This window comes from Negativicoccus succinicivorans, assembly GCF_014207605.1.
GTDB lineage: Bacteria > Bacillota > Negativicutes > Veillonellales > Negativicoccaceae > Negativicoccus > Negativicoccus succinicivorans.
In genome coordinates this window covers 229077-244448 of record NZ_JACHHI010000002.1, presented here as the reverse complement: position 1 = coordinate 244448, position 15372 = coordinate 229077, and the positions used below count along the sequence as shown (strand labels likewise).

The window sequence follows — 15372 nt, the reverse complement described above, 5'->3', positions numbered from 1 at the left end:
TCGGTTCTCTTTTTTGTTGCGTTTATTTTTCCGCTTCGTCTTGCGCGCTTTTGTCTTGCGCTTGGCGCGCGGCGTCGCGCTGATCTTTTTTGCGTTTCCACCACCACAGACCGCCGTAGACAATCGTGATGCCGGCGATCATCACCATGAGGCGCGTCTGATTTTCCGAGGCGAGAACGACGTCGTGTCCGACGACGACTTCAATCGCCACAGATGGCAATTTGCCCAAAGCCGTGCCGATCAGGTAATCGCGATAGCTGATGCGGGAAAGCGCGCCGAGCGCCGTCACCAGTCCGTTCGGTGAGTACGGCACGGCGCGAGCGATCAACATCGCCCACATGGTCGAGTACGAGTCCAGCTTGGTGAGCATTTTATTATGCTCGATGACGCGTTTCGCCATGTCGCGGAAGATCGTGCGCATCAGCCAAAACGAAATCAGCACGCCCACCGTTTCACCGGCCCAGGAAATCAGAATACCGAGCCAAATGCCGAACACGAGTCCGTTGGCGGCCGACAGGAAAATGGAAGGCAAAAAGCCGACGATATTGATGATGACGTCGATAAAGAAGCTGACGGCCATCGCCCATACGCCAAAGCCGCGCAAGTATTCGACCGTGCCGTGAAAGTCGCCGACCATGGAAAGGTGCCAGATCGTACCGTAAAATGTCGGATCCAGAAGATGGATCCCACCCAGGATCGCGAGCAGAAATACGACCAGTCCCCATTTGAGACGACGCTCTTCCGCTTCGCTCCACTGCGTATGTTGCATGTCAATTTTCATTATGCTCCGTCATTGCGGCAATAGTCTTGCGCACAACGTCCTGCAAGTCTTCTTTCTCGACGCTCTCATGAAAGCGCGGTTGTTTTTCGCGCAAATGGAAAAACTGAATCGGCAGCGGCAAGCTGGAAATATTGGCAATTTGCCACATGCGATCAAAGTCATCGGTCGCGTCTTGCGTGTCGAGTTTCAACGCCTGCGCGACGGTGTCCGGGAATTTATACGGATTCGCCGTGGAAATAATGACCAACAGGCGTCCGTCCCGTTCCTCTTGCAACTGATCGCTCACGCCGACCGCCACCGCCGTATGCGGGTCCATTACATAGCCGTGCTCTTTGTGCATGCGGCCCATGAGGCGAACCGTTTCTTCGTCATCCACCCAACCGCACAGGAAATCATCGGCCCGCGCCATAGCGGATTCCGGCAAGGTAAAGCGGCCGTTTACGCGAAGTTCTTCGAGGTAGTTCGCGGTCGCCTGCGCATCACCGTCCAGCAAGTAGTAAATAAAGCGTTCCAAGTTGGACGAAATCAAAATGTCCATGGAGGGCGAATGCGTCGCGTGAAATTCGCGGCGGCGATCGTAAGTGCCCGTACGGAAAAAGTCCGTCAAGACGTGATTTTCATTCGAGGCGCAAATCAGTTTCGCGATCGGCACGCCCAGTTGCTTGGCGAGGTAACCCGCCAAAATATTGCCGAAGTTACCGGTCGGCACGCAGACATCAAACGCTTCGCCTTTTTTGATCTCGCCCGCTTTGACGAGTTCCGCGTAGGTGCGAATATAGTACACGATCTGCGGCAATAAGCGGCCGATATTGATCGAATTGGCGCTGGAAAACGCCACGCCGTGATCCTTGGCATAAGCGCGCAGGTCCGGATCTTCAAACGCCGCTTTGACAAATGTCTGCGCGTCGTCAAAGTTACCTTCGACGCCGTACACATGCACGTTTTCGCCCGCTTGGGTCTGCATCTGCCATTTTTGCACGGGGCTGACGCCGTGTTCCGGATAAAATACGATGATTTCCGTCCCCGGCACGTCTTGGAATCCTGCCAACGCGGCTTTGCCCGTGTCGCCGCTGGTCGCGGTCAGGATCAACGTCGTTTCCGTGCGCCCGAGTTTTTTCTTGGCGGCTTGCAGTAAATGAGGAAATAAGGATAACGCCATGTCTTTGAACGCCAGCGTCCGGCCATGGAACAGTTCCGTGAAGTAGCGTTTTTCACCGACTTTGCGCACGCGAATAATCCCCGGCATATTGAATGTCCCGTTGTATGCCTTGCGGCATAAAGTCAACAGTTCTTCTTTTTCCCAGTCGGTAAAAAACAGCGCCAATACTTCGGCGGCGAGTTCCGCGTATGTCAGACCCGCCGTTGTTTCCCAGTCCTCACGCGGCGCCGGTAAATATTCCGGAACGTACAGTCCCCCATCCGGTGCCAGACCTGAAACAAGAGCTTCCGCGGCGGTAACGGACGGAGCGCGCCCGCGCGTACTGACAAAATTCATGGTGTTCATCTCCTTTGGCTTGCGCCTGATCCTAACATGCCCCAACGGCATAAACCGGCTTCACAGCCGCGATTTGTGTGCATAATTTAGTACCTATTATACCATACGAGAAGATGCGTCAAGCGCGGCGCACCTGACAAAAAAACCGCGTTTCGGTACAATATAAAAAACGGAGGAGGTATACCATGTCCATGATCGGTAGCAAAGGAAGCTTTACCCGCGTTATTGCCGCCACCGATACGGCCGCGGCCGTCGGCAGCGGCACCGTCGACGTGTGCGCGACGCCCGTCATCGCCGCCGCGATGGAGGCGGCCGCCGTCGCCGCGCTCGCGCCGCACCTGAACGATGACGAAACTACGGTCGGCACGCGCATTTCTCTCACGCACACCGCTCCCAGCTTGGTCGGGATGACGCTGACCGCCTGCGCCGAGGTAACGGCGCACACCGGACGACAATACGAATTTACCGTGACGGTGCGTGATGAGATCGGCGTGGTCGCCGAAGGCACACATACGCGCGTCCTGGTGAATACGTCGCGTTTTTTAACGAACGCCGCGACCCGAGCACGCAAGTAAGCAATAAAAAAAGATCCTCCGTAGAGGATCTTTTTTAACGTCCGCGTTTCAATGTGAAATAGGTCACTTCGCGATCGCAAAATACGCGCAGCGGCATCCAGCCGCCCGCGCCGCGACTGACATAACCGACGCTTGCGCCGCGCGTAAACAGGCCGCGATTGTACGGATACATCAGCGGAAAGGTCTGTCCGGCGGGACCGAACTGCATGCCGTGCGTATGTCCGGCCAACGTCAGCTCAACGTGACGCGTGAAACCTTCTTCCAAAAATTGCGGGTGGTGCGCCAGCAACATCACGAACGCACGTTCCGGAATGCCCGCCATGGCTTGATCCGTATACTCTTTGGCTTGCGCTTTCAAGTTCTCGCCGCGTTCAAACGGATAATCCACACCGGCCACATAGATAGTAGCGCCATCGCGTGAAAGCGTGGCGTGCTCATTTTTCAAAACGCGAATATCCGATTGCGCAAGATAGTCCGCGATCAGCGGCTGGTTGCGGAAATATTCGTGATTGCCCCACACATAATCGATACCGAGTCGGAAGTTCGGCGCTTTTTCTTTCAACAGTTTCTGCAACGCCGGAAGTTCCCGCACGTCATCAATCAAGTCGCCGCCTAAAACGATGTAATCCACCTCATCGCGTTCCGCCTGTTCCAAAATCTCCGCCAGATCACTGACGTGGTAGTACGGTCCGATATGCAAATCGGTAATGAGCGCGATTTTGGTACCGTCAAATTGATACGGTAAACTCGTGTAGCGTAATTCTTTCGTTTCATAGTCCAAATGTTCGCTACCGTAGAGACCCGCGCCGATCATGACGACAGCGCCGACCAAAATGCACGCGGTAAGCGTCGACCAAAGCCCCGTTTTGCCGCCGAACAAAGAAAGCACGCGCACGATGACCAGCGGCACTGCCACGGCAAGCTGCCACATCAGCCAGGAAACACTGAGCAATGCCAAAAAGCGACCGAACGCGCCGGCGAAAGTCGTCAAATACAAATCCGCGTAAAAAAAGTAGTAGACGGCGGCGAGCCACGAAACACTTAAAAAGCCGCCGAAAAGGCTGTACCAGTTCAGCCCCCACAGGCCCGTAAGACACGCGGAGTTTACAAAAGCCGTCACAAAGGAAACTGTCAATAAAACAAGTAAAATAAAGTTCACTCGAGCCATTTTTTGATTACCGATCCTGATCTAAAATATAAGCCGCCAGTTTGGCATGCGGACCTGCCATCGGCAGCGTTACAAATTCGTTCGGCCGCACCCAGCGAAAGTCGCCCGCTAATGTTGACGGCGGCGCCGCTCGATACGCCCGCAATTCCCAAATACGATGCGAAAACACATGCTTATGCCGCCAAAACCATTGCTTGGCCTGCGGCGGATACTGCGCGAACAGTTCCTCTTTCGCGGCTGTCAACGTCCGCGCCAACTGTTGCGGAAACTGCCACATGCCGGCGAGCATGCCTTCTTCCGGTCGCCGTTCCAATAAAAACGCCCCGTCGCGGGCAACCACGGCGACGGCGGCATACCATTTTTGTTGCTGCGTTTTTTTCCGACGTACGGGCAAGGTGTCCGTTTGCCCGGTCCGGTAGGCCACGCACTCCTCGCGCAAAGGACACAGGCTGCATCGCGGCGCGCGCGGAATACAAATCAACGCGCCGAAATCCATCAGCGCTTCATTAAATTCCTGCGGCCGATCCGCGGGCAACACTTCCGCCACGAGTTTCGTCACTTCGCGATGCGCGGACGCGTCCAAAATGTTATCCGCGATGCCGTACAGTCGGGCGAATACTCGCAGGACATTGCCGTCAACCGCCGGTTCCGGTTCGTTGAAGGCGAGCGATCGGATCGCTCCCATTACGTACGGACCGATGCCGGGCAACGCCAGCAGTTCGTCACGCCCTGACGGAATTTCACCGTCGTATTGCGCTTGAACTTCTTGCATCGCCTGCTGCAAAAGGCGAGCGCGCCGATAATAGCCAAGCCCTTGCCAAGCGTGCAAAACTTCTTCCGTAGAAGCCTGCGCCACCGTCTCCGGCGTCGGAAATTTCTCCAGCCAGTTCGTGTAGTAGGCGCGTACCGCCTCCACGCGCGTCTGCTGCAACATAATTTCCGATACCCAGGTGCGGTATGGCGTGCGCTCTTCTCGCCAGGGAAGCTCCCGACCGTTGACCTTAAACCAAGCCAGCAGTTTTTCAACCCATGTCGTCACGTAAACTCTCCCGTTCGACTTCGCGCAATTCAAACGCGATGATTTCTTCCTGATCCTCGGCAAATAAAATCATGCCTTTAATCGCATGCCCCGCTAAAAGCTGCGGCAGCCAAAGATGATCACCCGACCACATCTCTTCGTAAGGTACGGCGTTCGGATAAAACCACTTCGGCTCCATTTCTTCCGTCGGCTTCGGCAGCCCTTCGTAAAGATCCGCGATATAAATCGTCGCCGGATGATTGAGTTCCGGATGGTCTTCAAAACGAAATTGCAAATGCCCCGTCAATACGAGATGTTCCGGTTGGGCAATGAGCCCCGCTTCTTCCTGCAGTTCACGCACCGCCGCTTGGCGCAGACTTTCTCCCGAGCGCACTTTACCGCCGAAACCGTTCCATTTGTCGACGCCGAAACCGCGACGTTTCTTTCCCAAAAGAACCGCCCCGTCATCGCGCCGTACAAAGACCAGCGTTGTCGGTTTCATCGCTTACGGCTCCCAGCCTGCTGCGTAAGAAACGCGGCCACCGATTTATCTTCCGCGATGCCTTTTAATAATGTTCGCTCCGAATTTTCCATATGTCGTACCGCGATTTTGCGAGCGCGCGTCGCGTTGTGTTCGGCAATGGCTTCGACCAAATCGCGATGCTCCTGCCAGGTATCCTGCAGCCGCCCCGGATAATGCAGCGATACGGAACGGAAACGCGTCAACATTTCCCGCAAGTTGTTGATAATCTCGCTCAGGCGATTATTGCGGCTGGCCGTATACAGAATTTGATGAAATTTAATATCCGTCTCGATAATGCGGTCAATTTCCCCGTTTTCGATGTAATCGCCGATTTCCACGAGCAGGCGTTCGAGTTCTTCGAGTTCTTCCTCCGTGATGCGTTCCGCCGCCAAACCGGCCGCGAGTTCTTCGAGCGCCGTGCGGATTTCAAATACTTGGGAAATATCTTTCAGCGAGATGTCCGCGACATAGGTGCCGCGCCGCGGAATCATCACCACAAAACCTTCCGCTTCCAGTTCGCGCACCGCTTCTCGAATCGGCGTGCGCGAAACGCCGAGTTCATCCGCCAACTGCAGTTCCATTAAGCGCTCGCCGGGCTGTAAGGTGCCGTTTTGAATGGCTGTGCGCAATGTTTCCGCGACGAGTTCACGCAACGGGCGATACGCGTCCAAGTGGATCGGCGCCAACCGTTCATGCGTTCGTTTTTTCATTGATAACCGCCCCTTGTTTTAACTTGATAACTGCGCCAACCGCGCTGTTCCCGTTCGATTTGCCGCATCACGAAATGCGCTTCGCGAGCCGTCGGCACCGCCACGAAAAAGGCCGCGCCGGAGCCCGTCAGTGAATACGGGTAGCGCAGATCGCGCAAAAACTTGGAAAGTTCCTGTAACTTCGGTTCCAGCGGCGCGAGCAACGCCAAAAAATCATTACCCAAGCGTCGCCATACCATCTCGGGCCGTTGTCCCAACGCCGCAACCACGCCGGTCACATCGACCGTCCCCGCGAAGGATGTCGTATCGTACTGCGCGTACGCCTGCGCGCTCGCCACGCTGAGCGGCGGCATGACAATGACCAAATTCGTTTCGGGCAACTCCGGCAACGGCGTCAGCACATCGCCCTTTTCTCTCCCGCGGGCGCAACCGCCGAAAACGCAAAACGGCACGTCACTCCCGAGTCGGCCCGCCAACCATAACAGTTCCGCATCCGTCAAACCGAGTTGCCAAAATCGGTTCAGACCGCGCAACACGGCGGCCGCGTCACTGGAACCGCCACCGAGACCGCTGCCCGCCGGAATACGTTTATTGAGTTGAATCGCCACGCCTCGACGTTGGCCGACATAGCGACGCACCAACTGCGCCGCTTCCCATGCCAAATTGCCGGCGCCCAAGGGTAACGCTAAATCATTGCAACGAAAAATCAGTTCATCGGCCGGACTGAAAAAAACGGAATCGCTCAACGTGATGGAATGCATCACGGTATCGATATTGTGGTAGCCGTCCACGCGTCGGCCGGTAATGGCAAGTGCCAAATTAATTTTCGCGGGTGCCAATTCTTCTTGCATACAGTCACCTGCCTCTAGCAAAAATCAAGCGAATCAGATAAGATATAGGTGCTTACGGAAGATGGCATCGTCCGTAAGTGAATAGTATTTTGATAAATCCGTTTCCTATTCAGTATACTCGAATTTAGCGGCGCTTACAATGAGAACGCGCTGAAAGGGGCTTTATGCGTTCATTTCTACACACGCTTTTGATGGTCACAATCGGCTGCTTTATTTACGCAGTCGGTTTGAATATGTTTTATATTCCACATAATTTACTTTCGGGCGGGATTAACGGTGTGGCGGTCACCATTTACTACCTGACCGGCATTTCCTTCGGTATCGTCAACCTGGTCATCAATATCCCGATGATTATTCTGTCGATTTTGTATCTCGGCAAACGCTTTACCGGCATTACGATCTTCGGTACGGTCATGATGTCGGTCGCTGTCGATCTGCTCGCGCCGCTCTCGCAAACGATGTACATTCATGAATCCGTGTTGTCCGCGGTCTTCGGCGGCATCCTGCTCGGCGTCGGCTCGGGTCTGATGTATCGCTACGACGGCAACTCCGGCGGACTGGATGTCGTCGCGGCCATTGTGAAGAAAAAATATTCCCTGGAAATGGGCAGCGTTATCTTCGCCCTTAACGCCTGCATTATGGCGGCGAGCGCGATCATCTTCAACCTGGAGCTCGCGGTGCTGACGCTGGCGGGCATGTACACGCAATCGCTCGTCACCAATAAAGTGGTCATCGGTTTGAACCAACGCAAAACCGCCTATATTGTTTCCGAGCACGCCGATGAAATCGCCGACGCGATCATTCGCGAAGTCGGCCGCGGCGTGACAATTCTCTACGGCGAAGGCGCGTTTACCAAAGGAATGCGCAAAGTCATCTTTGTCGTCATCAACCTGACGCAGATCGCGAAAATCAAAAAGCTGCTTGACGAGATCGATCCGCACGCGTTTATGTTCATTACGCCGACGGCGGATGTCATGGGGCGTGGCTTTACCTCGCCGAAAACGCCTACCATTCCGCAGGAAGCGCAGTATTACCATGATGAGTTCGGTCGACTGATTCGCAAGAAAACGCTGTTCCCCGCCGAAAAACATCCGGTGCAAATCTCACCGCAAGCGGCCAACGTCCAGGAAGCGAGCCGCATGGTGCCGAAAGAACCGCCGGAAAAATAAAAATAAAAAAGAATCCCGCTCGGGATTCTTTTTTTGTGCTTATTTAACGATTGCCCGTCACACACGCCAGTACCTTGGCGTGTATTTCTTCCACCGTCAACAAACGGTCACCGTCCGTGCAGCGGATCCGGACCCAGCCGTAGTGCGGCGCCAAAAGATCGTAGGCGGCATAGCAGCGCGCCAAATATTCACGATCCGCTTCATGGATATCGGTCGCTTGCGCGGCCTGATCTTTATTTTGCGTGCGCGCCGCCAACAACTTCTCGGAAACGTCACGCGGAATATCGAGCAAAATGACGAGATCGGGACGCGGCAATTCGAGCGTGCCGTATTCAAACGCGTCCAGCCACTGTAAAAATTCACGTTTTTCTTTCGCGCTGCGCAACTTGGTCATCTGGTGCACCATGTTGGACGTCACGTAGCGATCGGCGACTACCGTGCCGCCCGCTTCATAAAACGCGCCCCAATCGCTTTTATACGACGCGTAACGGTCGACCGCGTACAAGGTGGACGCCGCGTACGGGCTCACATCGTCCGGATGCGCGCCGAATGCACCGGCCAGGTACATGCGCACCGGACCCGCCGCCGGACTTTCATAGTTCGGAAAAGTGACGCTTTTGACCTGCTCGCCGCGCGCCGTAAGCGCTTCTTTTAACAGCGCCGCCTGCGTGGCTTTCCCGCTGCCGTCAGCACCTTCGAAAACAATCAAACGTCCTTTCATTTCGCTTCCTCCCGCGCCATTTCCTGCCAACGTTCGGGAGCCATGCCGCTCGCGACCTGCGTTTTCGTGCGCACAATGGGAAGTTCCAAGACCAGCGGTTCTTGCAACGCCAAAGTCAGCGGATCAAAACTTTCGCCCGGGCGCACCGCGGCGCGAAAAGCTTTGCTTTCCCGATCCAGCGGCAACGTTTTCAGGCGACTGCGAATATTTTCCAGTTCGCCGCGGCTGAGTCCTTTTTCCGTCAGGTCCCGCCATTGAAATGTGATGCGCCGTTCTTTAAAAAAGCGTAACGCGTGCTGCGTGGCGCGATTTTTTTTCGTACCGATAATTTGAATCATTTGTTTTCCCCCACCAGTTGCTGCGCGAGTTTCGCCGCCTGCGCCAACTGCGCCGGTCGAATTTGCGCGAGCGCTTTGCGCAATGACGCGTGCAACGGATACTCGGCGAGTTCTTCCGGGCGCACCCAGCGATACGCCAAATGTTCAAAGGAAAGGGTTACTTCCTCCGTATCGGCACGGCAAATAAACATGACGCCGGTCAACGGCCGCCCCAGGTGACGACGAAAATTCCACAGTCCGACCGGCCCTAAAATTTCCACGGCAAGACCGGTTTCCTCTCGGACTTCCCGCCGTAACGCTGCCGCGAAATCTTCGCCGAATTCCAAACCGCCGCCGGGAAATTCCCACGGATGACGGCCGGGACGGTCATTTTTTTGTAAGATTAAAATTCGTCCGCGGTGCCAAATGATCGCCTTGACGGACATGCCCATCGTCCGTTGGCGAGGCTGTTTTCGCTGCATGATTCTCCTTGTAAAAAAACGTCTATGCCATTCGGCATAGACGTTTCAGGTTACCTGCTACTTGCTATAATTAGCGACATAATCGGTTCCCAGTCGCACATATTGTCCGAGTACATTCGTAACGCGACGCAAAGCTGCGTGATTCAGTTGATGTAACGTTCGACCATGAGTGACGGACCGAATGAGCTCGCTGATTTCAAAACCGGTGTAGCCAAGTACCGCTAACTGATTTGTCAGTGTAGTAATCTTGCTCATGTTCCTACCTCCTTCATGCTTTCGCTACATATGTTCCTTTATGTAGTAGAGATAGTATAACCTAAACAAGAATAATTGTCAATTCAGCGCGCGCGTTTGAGCGGATTGAAACGATTCATCGCCAGATCCATGCCGAGCGTGCAGATGCCGACTGCCGCCTCGGCTGCCTGTTGAACCCCTTCCGCCATCGCTGCCGCGTCATCTTCCTGCGGACGCGCCAGCACATGATCAATGACGGTCCAGCCGGGTTGCGGCCGACCGATGCCGATGCGAACATGCGGAAATTGATCGGTGCCCAAATGCGCGATCACCGATTTCATCCCGTTGTGTCCGCCGGCGGAACCTTTGACCCGCAGGCGCAACTGGCCGACGGGCAAATCCATATCATCATAAATCACAATTACATCCGCCGGTGAAAGCTTGTAATAGCGCATGAGCGGACCGACCGCGTCACCGCTCAAATTCATGAACGTTTGCGGCATGACCAGCATCACCTTTTCACCGTCGACGTTAATCGTCGCGGTATGCGCCTGATGCTCCTCTTTCCAACGCGTCACGCCGTATTTTTCAGCGATCGCCGTGACCGCCATGAAACCGGCGTTATGACGCGTACCGGCGTACTTGGTGCCGGGATTTCCCAAGCCTACAATCAGCTGCAAAACAAACCCCTATTTATCAAACAGTTTGCTGACGGAAACGTTGTGGAAAATCCGCATGATCGCTTCGCCCAAGAGCGGCGCGACCGAAAGTTGCGTAATATTCGGCAGCTGTTTTTCCGTCGCAATCGGAATCGTATTCGTAATAATCAGTTCTTTAATATTCGATGCCGCCAGACGTTCTGTCGCCGGATCGGTCAGTACCGGATGCGTGCAGGCCGCGCGTACGGATTTCGCGCCGAAACGCTGCAATGCTTTTGCGCCTTCGACCAAAGATCCCGCGGTATCGACGATGTCATCGACGATAATACAGTTTTTGCCTTCGACGGAGCCGATCAGGTTCATTACTTCGGCCACGCCCGGACGCGGACGCCGTTTTTCAATGATCGCGATCGGCGCGCCGACGCGGTCCGCCAAATCGCGGGCGCGAGTGACGCCACCCAAGTCGGGTGAAACGATCATCAAATCCGGAATGTCCTGTTTGCGGATGTGCTTCGCTAAAATCGAAGCCGCTTTCAAATGGTCCACGGGGATATCGAAGAAGCCCTGGATTTGACCCGCGTGCAGATCAATCGTGACAAGACGGGTGATGCCGGAACGCTGCATGAGATCCGCCACGAGCTTCGCGGTGATCGGTTCACGACCGCGCGTTTTGCGATCCTGGCGCGCGTAGCCGTAGTACGGAACGACCGCGGTGATGTGACGAGCCGAGGCGCGCCGTAACGCGTCCGCCATGATGAACAGTTCCATCAGATTGTCATTGGCGGGCGTGCCCGTCGGTTGAATCAGGAAGACATCCGTCCCCCGCACGCTTTCATCAATCATGACCTGGATTTCACCGTTATTGAACCGACCGCAGAATGCTTTGCCGACAGGAATGCCGATATAGTCTGCAACCTCCTGGGCCAATTCCGGATGTGCCGTTCCGGTGAATAACTTCAGTTGTTTTCCTGTTTCGACTGACATGGTGTGATCTCCTTTATTTTGTCTCTTTTGCTTGCTTTACCCAATCTTCTTTGACAAATTGCCGAGCGCGCGCTACGGCGAGCGCCTTTGCCGGAACGTCTTTGGTAATCGTCGAACCCGCGCCGATATAAGCATTGCGGCCGATGACGACCGGCGCCACGAGGTTGCTGTTACAGCCGACAAACGCTCCGTCTTCAATCGTCGTGCGATACTTCTTGTGGCCGTCGTAATTCACGGTAATGGTACCGCAGCCGATGTTGACCCCGCCGCCGATGTCGCTGTCGCCGAGATAACTCAAATGCGGCAATTTGGTGCCTTCGCCGACAGTGCTGTTTTTCACTTCGACGAAATTGCCGACTTTGACGTGATCCGCAATCTGCGTATGCGGCCGCAAATGAACATACGGGCCGATCTCGCAACCGCTGCCGACGCTCGCTTCGTGCGCGTACGTGCGATGCAAGTGCGAGTCGTCGCCGACCGTCGTGCGATCGAGTTCCGTATCCGGACCGATATGGCAACCGCTGCCGACAACCGTGCCGCGGCGCAAAATCGTCCCCGGCTCGAGAATCGTGTCTTGGCCGACACGAACGTCCGCATCCACATAGGTGCGCGCCGGATCGATCAGTGTCACGCCCTGCGCCATCAGTTCTTCGTTTTTACGCTGCCGCAAAATCGCTTCCGCCTGCGCCAATTGCGCGCGCGAATTCACGCCGAGCGTTTCATCGCTGTCCGCGCAGGTCGCCGTCGTCACCGTTTCGCCGGCGCTGACCAGCAAATCAATGACATCGGTCAAATAGTATTCACCTTGCGCGTTGTCATTGGTAATCCGTTGTAACTGCGGCCACAGTTTACGGGCGTCAAAGCAGTACGTGCCGGTATTGACTTCCGTGACTTTTTTCTCTGCCGGCGACGCGTCTTTTTCTTCGACAATTTTACGCACGTTTTGCGCCGCATCGCGAATAATCCGGCCGTACCCCGTCGGATCGGCGAACGTCGTTGTTAAAATCGTCGCCGCCGCCTGCTGTCGGGTATGCGTCGCGATCAGTTCTCGCAGGGTCTCGGCGCGCAAAAGCGGTGTATCGCCGCAGATCACGAGCACCGTGTCCGCGTCTTGTAGCGCCGCTTGCGCGAGCATGAGAGCGTGACCCGTTCCCAACTGTTCGGCTTGCTCAACGTAATGATACGCCGAACCGAGACGCTCGGCAACTTTATCGCCGCCAAAGCCGACAATCACGACCGCGTCGTCTGCGCCCGCCGCCTTCGCGGTCTGCAATACATGGGATACCATCGGTACGCCGCCGACTTCGTGCAACACTTTCGGTTGCCGCGATTTCATGCGCGTACCTTTGCCTGCGGCTAAAACCGTTGCCACAAGTTTACTCATTTATTTCCTCCTCCGGTTCCAACTGGGGGCGAATCCTGACATGCCGTTTCACTTCATCGACGCCTTCCAGCACCAGTAACGGCATATAGTCGCCGGTCATTTTTTCCAGCGGTTCGGCGGTGGCGACCAATACGCCGACACCGACGGTCTGTGAACCCGATTCGTAGACAAGCTCTTTCATACCTTTCGCGGTGCCGCCGGCCTTCATGAAATCATCGATGATCAACACCCGCTGATTCGGCGCGAGCGCCCGCTTGGTAAGCGACATCGTCTGAATGCGCTTGGTGGAACCCGAAACATAGTTAATACTGGTCGCTGATCCTTCCGTCACACGGCTGCCGCGCCGCGCGATCACCAGCGGTTTGTTAAACGCCCGCGCCACCATCATGGCCGGCAGAATCCCTTTTGTCTCCACTGTCATGATACAGTCCGGATGAACGGCGGCAAAGCGAGTCATGAAGATTTCTCCCACTGCCGACATCCACTGCCAGTCGTATAAAATATCCGACATGTACAAAAATCCGCCCGCGATAATCCGATCGCCGCTTTCGAGTTTCGCCGCCATGGTTTGTAGTACCTGATTGGCGGCGTGACCTGCCCGATACGGAATATAACGCACCCCGCCGGCCGCGCCGAAAACGGTCTCGAGCGACCCCAGTCGATACGCGTCAAAGGCGCGGCGTACGGACAACAGATCGTCGCTCAATGTCGATTTGGCAATACCGAAATAATCGCAAAAAAAAGACAAAGGGATCAGCTCATGCGGACGGTCCGCCAACATTTTGGTCAGCGCCGCCATACGTTCGACACGTCGAAGTTTTGGCATGAGATCACCTCTCTTCTGTAAGTATAGAATAGCATACTCATCACTAATTTTCATCAAAAAGTAGAATGAATTTATATTTTTTTCGCGGAGTATTCGTACAATTACGAACGTTCGTATAATTTTGCGCCCAAAGAATGGCGAACGTTCCGGTTCGCGGAGAATAGTACGGTAAAAATAAGTGTCATATCCGGCGATAATTTTATTTTTATGTGTTCTCGCCGAACCGTAAAAAATCGTATCTGCAAACGCAAAAAACCGGCCCGAAGGCCGGTTTAATGAGTCTGCTTATTTTTTTAATTTCGCTGCCACTTCCGGAGTTACGTCAACGACTTTTTCGTCTTTCGCTTTAGCGGCAATCTGAACCGGTTGCGCGAGGATGATATCGAGTTTCTGATCGCGCAATACTTCCTGCGTCGCTTTGTTCAAATCTTTTTGCAACGCGGCGGTCGCTTTTTCACGATCCTGCATGTAGGACTGAATCAAGGCTTTGTATTTGCCTTGCATCGCCTGCTGCTGTTCCTGCTGCGTTTTCATTTGGTTGAGGTCCGCTTCCATAGCTTTCAGCTGCGGCGCATACTGCTGTTCCACTTTCTGCATCTGTTGCACCATCGGCTGATATTTCGGGCTGGCCTGCAACGCCATGTCAACATTCAACACGCCGGTGCCCGCAGCGCACGCACTCAATACCGTACCGGCCGCCAATACAGCCGTCATCATACTTGTTTTAAACATAGTGTTTCCTCCTTAGTTACTACATAGTTACTACCTAGAAACTATGTATATTTTACATGAATTGCTACCGCTTGCCAAGTCGGCCGCGCGGCTACATGCGTCCGAGTAACTCCCGCTCTGCCTGCTCCGCTTGCGTTTCCAGCTTTTTTTGGCGCGTTATTAGAAGTTTTGTATACTCATTTTCGGGCATGTTTTTAATGTTGATGCGCACATTGTAGAGCGCTCCGCGTATCGCGGCGGCGGCAAACAAGACGGCCAGCTTTCCGTCCGAGCGCGCGCTCGCCACGCCCTTTTCCAAAACTTGCGCCGCCAGCGGAAAAATCCGCGCGCACGCCTCGGCCAAGGCCAACGGTACTTCCGCCGCCGCGCGCGTCGCCGCCGCATTTCGCTCCGCGCGGGAAGGATCGTCTTTGGGCAAACGCCAGGCGGCCACAAGCGCTCCGAACGCGTCGGCGTCTTTTTGAATATAACTCAAAATCTCGGCGCGTAAACCTTCCGCCTCTTCCCGCACCGCTTGCATCGCCTCATGCGCGTCGGCATAACGTTCATTTTTCAGCGTCAGTTCCGCGACCATTTGCGCCAACGCGACGGCCTGCACCCCTACGAGCGCGCTGGCGCCGCCGCCGCCCGGTGTCGGCGCGGCGCTTGCCAAAGCGGCGGTGAATTCCGCCAGTGTCATTTGCGTGGGTTGATTCATAACGACTCCTTTACGTTTTCTTTTCAGTATGCCATGCCCTCTGTCC

At 55.0% G+C, this 15372-nt stretch carries 19 protein-coding genes; 2 read left to right on the top strand and 17 right to left on the bottom strand.

Annotated features, from left to right (window positions below; all coding sequences use genetic code 11):
* Positions 1-22: 22 nt before the first annotated feature.
* Both HNR45_RS02940 and thrC read right to left on the bottom strand, forming a co-directional pair.
* Complete coding sequence (locus HNR45_RS02940; protein ID WP_235020625.1) at positions 23-781, bottom strand: TVP38/TMEM64 family protein; 759 nt, start codon at positions 779-781, stop codon at positions 23-25.
* Positions 771-2276: a threonine synthase gene (gene thrC / locus HNR45_RS02935; protein ID WP_159823018.1), complete on the bottom strand. Its 1506-nt coding sequence runs from the start codon at positions 2274-2276 to the stop codon at positions 771-773. The genes HNR45_RS02940 and thrC overlap by 11 nt, the downstream gene beginning before the upstream one ends.
* Before the next feature lie 185 nt (positions 2277-2461).
* On the opposite strand from thrC, the gene HNR45_RS02930 reads away from it, so the two are divergent.
* Positions 2462-2851 (top strand): thioesterase family protein, encoded by a 390-nt coding sequence (locus HNR45_RS02930; RefSeq protein ID WP_159823020.1) that lies wholly within the window; start codon positions 2462-2464, stop codon positions 2849-2851.
* A gap of 34 nt (positions 2852-2885) precedes the next feature.
* Here HNR45_RS02930 and HNR45_RS02925 read toward each other — a convergent pair whose 3' ends face one another.
* From HNR45_RS02925 to ispE, 5 genes are read right to left on the bottom strand one after another with little or no spacing between them, the layout of a single operon-like run.
* Positions 2886-4019: a metallophosphoesterase gene (locus HNR45_RS02925; protein ID WP_159823022.1), complete on the bottom strand. Its 1134-nt coding sequence runs from the start codon at positions 4017-4019 to the stop codon at positions 2886-2888.
* Positions 4020-4026: 7 nt separating this feature from the next.
* Positions 4027-5058 (bottom strand): A/G-specific adenine glycosylase, encoded by a 1032-nt coding sequence (gene mutY / locus HNR45_RS02920; RefSeq protein WP_159823024.1) that lies wholly within the window; start codon positions 5056-5058, stop codon positions 4027-4029.
* A complete protein-coding gene (locus tag HNR45_RS02915; RefSeq protein ID WP_159823026.1) occupies positions 5042-5539 on the bottom strand; it encodes an 8-oxo-dGTP diphosphatase in 498 nt (165 codons plus the stop codon). Before HNR45_RS02915 ends, mutY begins: the two co-directional genes overlap by 17 nt.
* Positions 5536-6270: a GntR family transcriptional regulator gene (locus HNR45_RS02910; RefSeq protein ID WP_159823028.1), complete on the bottom strand. Its 735-nt coding sequence runs from the start codon at positions 6268-6270 to the stop codon at positions 5536-5538. The genes HNR45_RS02915 and HNR45_RS02910 overlap by 4 nt, the downstream gene beginning before the upstream one ends.
* A complete protein-coding gene (ispE, locus tag HNR45_RS02905; RefSeq protein WP_159823030.1) occupies positions 6267-7121 on the bottom strand; it encodes a 4-(cytidine 5'-diphospho)-2-C-methyl-D-erythritol kinase in 855 nt (284 codons plus the stop codon). Before ispE ends, HNR45_RS02910 begins: the two co-directional genes overlap by 4 nt.
* 164 nt (positions 7122-7285) lie before the next feature.
* Between ispE and HNR45_RS02900 the strand changes: the two genes are divergently transcribed.
* Positions 7286-8290 carry a YitT family protein gene (locus HNR45_RS02900; protein ID WP_024048619.1) on the top strand — a complete coding sequence of 335 codons (1005 nt, stop codon included), beginning with the start codon at positions 7286-7288 and terminating at the stop codon, positions 8288-8290.
* 43 nt (positions 8291-8333) lie between these two features.
* Here HNR45_RS02900 and HNR45_RS02895 read toward each other — a convergent pair whose 3' ends face one another.
* From HNR45_RS02895 to HNR45_RS02850, 10 genes are all read right to left on the bottom strand, one after another.
* A complete protein-coding gene (locus HNR45_RS02895) occupies positions 8334-9011 on the bottom strand; it encodes a dTMP kinase (RefSeq protein WP_159823032.1) in 678 nt (225 codons plus the stop codon).
* Complete coding sequence (locus HNR45_RS02890) at positions 9008-9349, bottom strand: arsenate reductase family protein (RefSeq protein ID WP_159823034.1); 342 nt, start codon at positions 9347-9349, stop codon at positions 9008-9010. The genes HNR45_RS02895 and HNR45_RS02890 overlap by 4 nt, the downstream gene beginning before the upstream one ends.
* Positions 9346-9810 (bottom strand): NUDIX hydrolase, encoded by a 465-nt coding sequence (locus tag HNR45_RS02885; protein ID WP_024048616.1) that lies wholly within the window; start codon positions 9808-9810, stop codon positions 9346-9348. The genes HNR45_RS02890 and HNR45_RS02885 overlap by 4 nt, the downstream gene beginning before the upstream one ends.
* Positions 9811-9867: 57 nt before the next feature.
* Positions 9868-10065, bottom strand: a complete 198-nt coding sequence (locus tag HNR45_RS02880; RefSeq protein ID WP_159823036.1) for a hypothetical protein — start codon at positions 10063-10065, stop codon at positions 9868-9870.
* Between the two features lie 83 nt (positions 10066-10148).
* On the bottom strand, positions 10149-10724 hold the full coding sequence (gene pth, locus HNR45_RS02875; RefSeq protein ID WP_024048614.1) for an aminoacyl-tRNA hydrolase: 576 nt from the start codon (positions 10722-10724) through the stop codon (positions 10149-10151).
* A gap of 9 nt (positions 10725-10733) precedes the next feature.
* Positions 10734-11687, bottom strand: a complete 954-nt coding sequence (locus tag HNR45_RS02870) for a ribose-phosphate diphosphokinase (RefSeq protein ID WP_024048613.1) — start codon at positions 11685-11687, stop codon at positions 10734-10736.
* Positions 11688-11700: 13 nt separating this feature from the next.
* Entirely contained in the window at positions 11701-13071 is a 1371-nt protein-coding gene (gene glmU, locus HNR45_RS02865) for a bifunctional UDP-N-acetylglucosamine diphosphorylase/glucosamine-1-phosphate N-acetyltransferase GlmU (protein ID WP_159823038.1), read from the bottom strand.
* Positions 13064-13897, bottom strand: a complete 834-nt coding sequence (gene purR, locus HNR45_RS02860) for a pur operon repressor (protein WP_159823040.1) — start codon at positions 13895-13897, stop codon at positions 13064-13066. The genes glmU and purR overlap by 8 nt, the downstream gene beginning before the upstream one ends.
* A gap of 285 nt (positions 13898-14182) precedes the next feature.
* On the bottom strand, positions 14183-14629 hold the full coding sequence (locus tag HNR45_RS02855; RefSeq protein ID WP_159823042.1) for an OmpH family outer membrane protein: 447 nt from the start codon (positions 14627-14629) through the stop codon (positions 14183-14185).
* A 91-nt stretch (positions 14630-14720) separates the two neighbouring features.
* Positions 14721-15326: a cyclodeaminase/cyclohydrolase family protein gene (locus HNR45_RS02850; RefSeq protein WP_159823044.1), complete on the bottom strand. Its 606-nt coding sequence runs from the start codon at positions 15324-15326 to the stop codon at positions 14721-14723.
* Between the last annotated feature and the right edge of the window lie 46 nt (positions 15327-15372).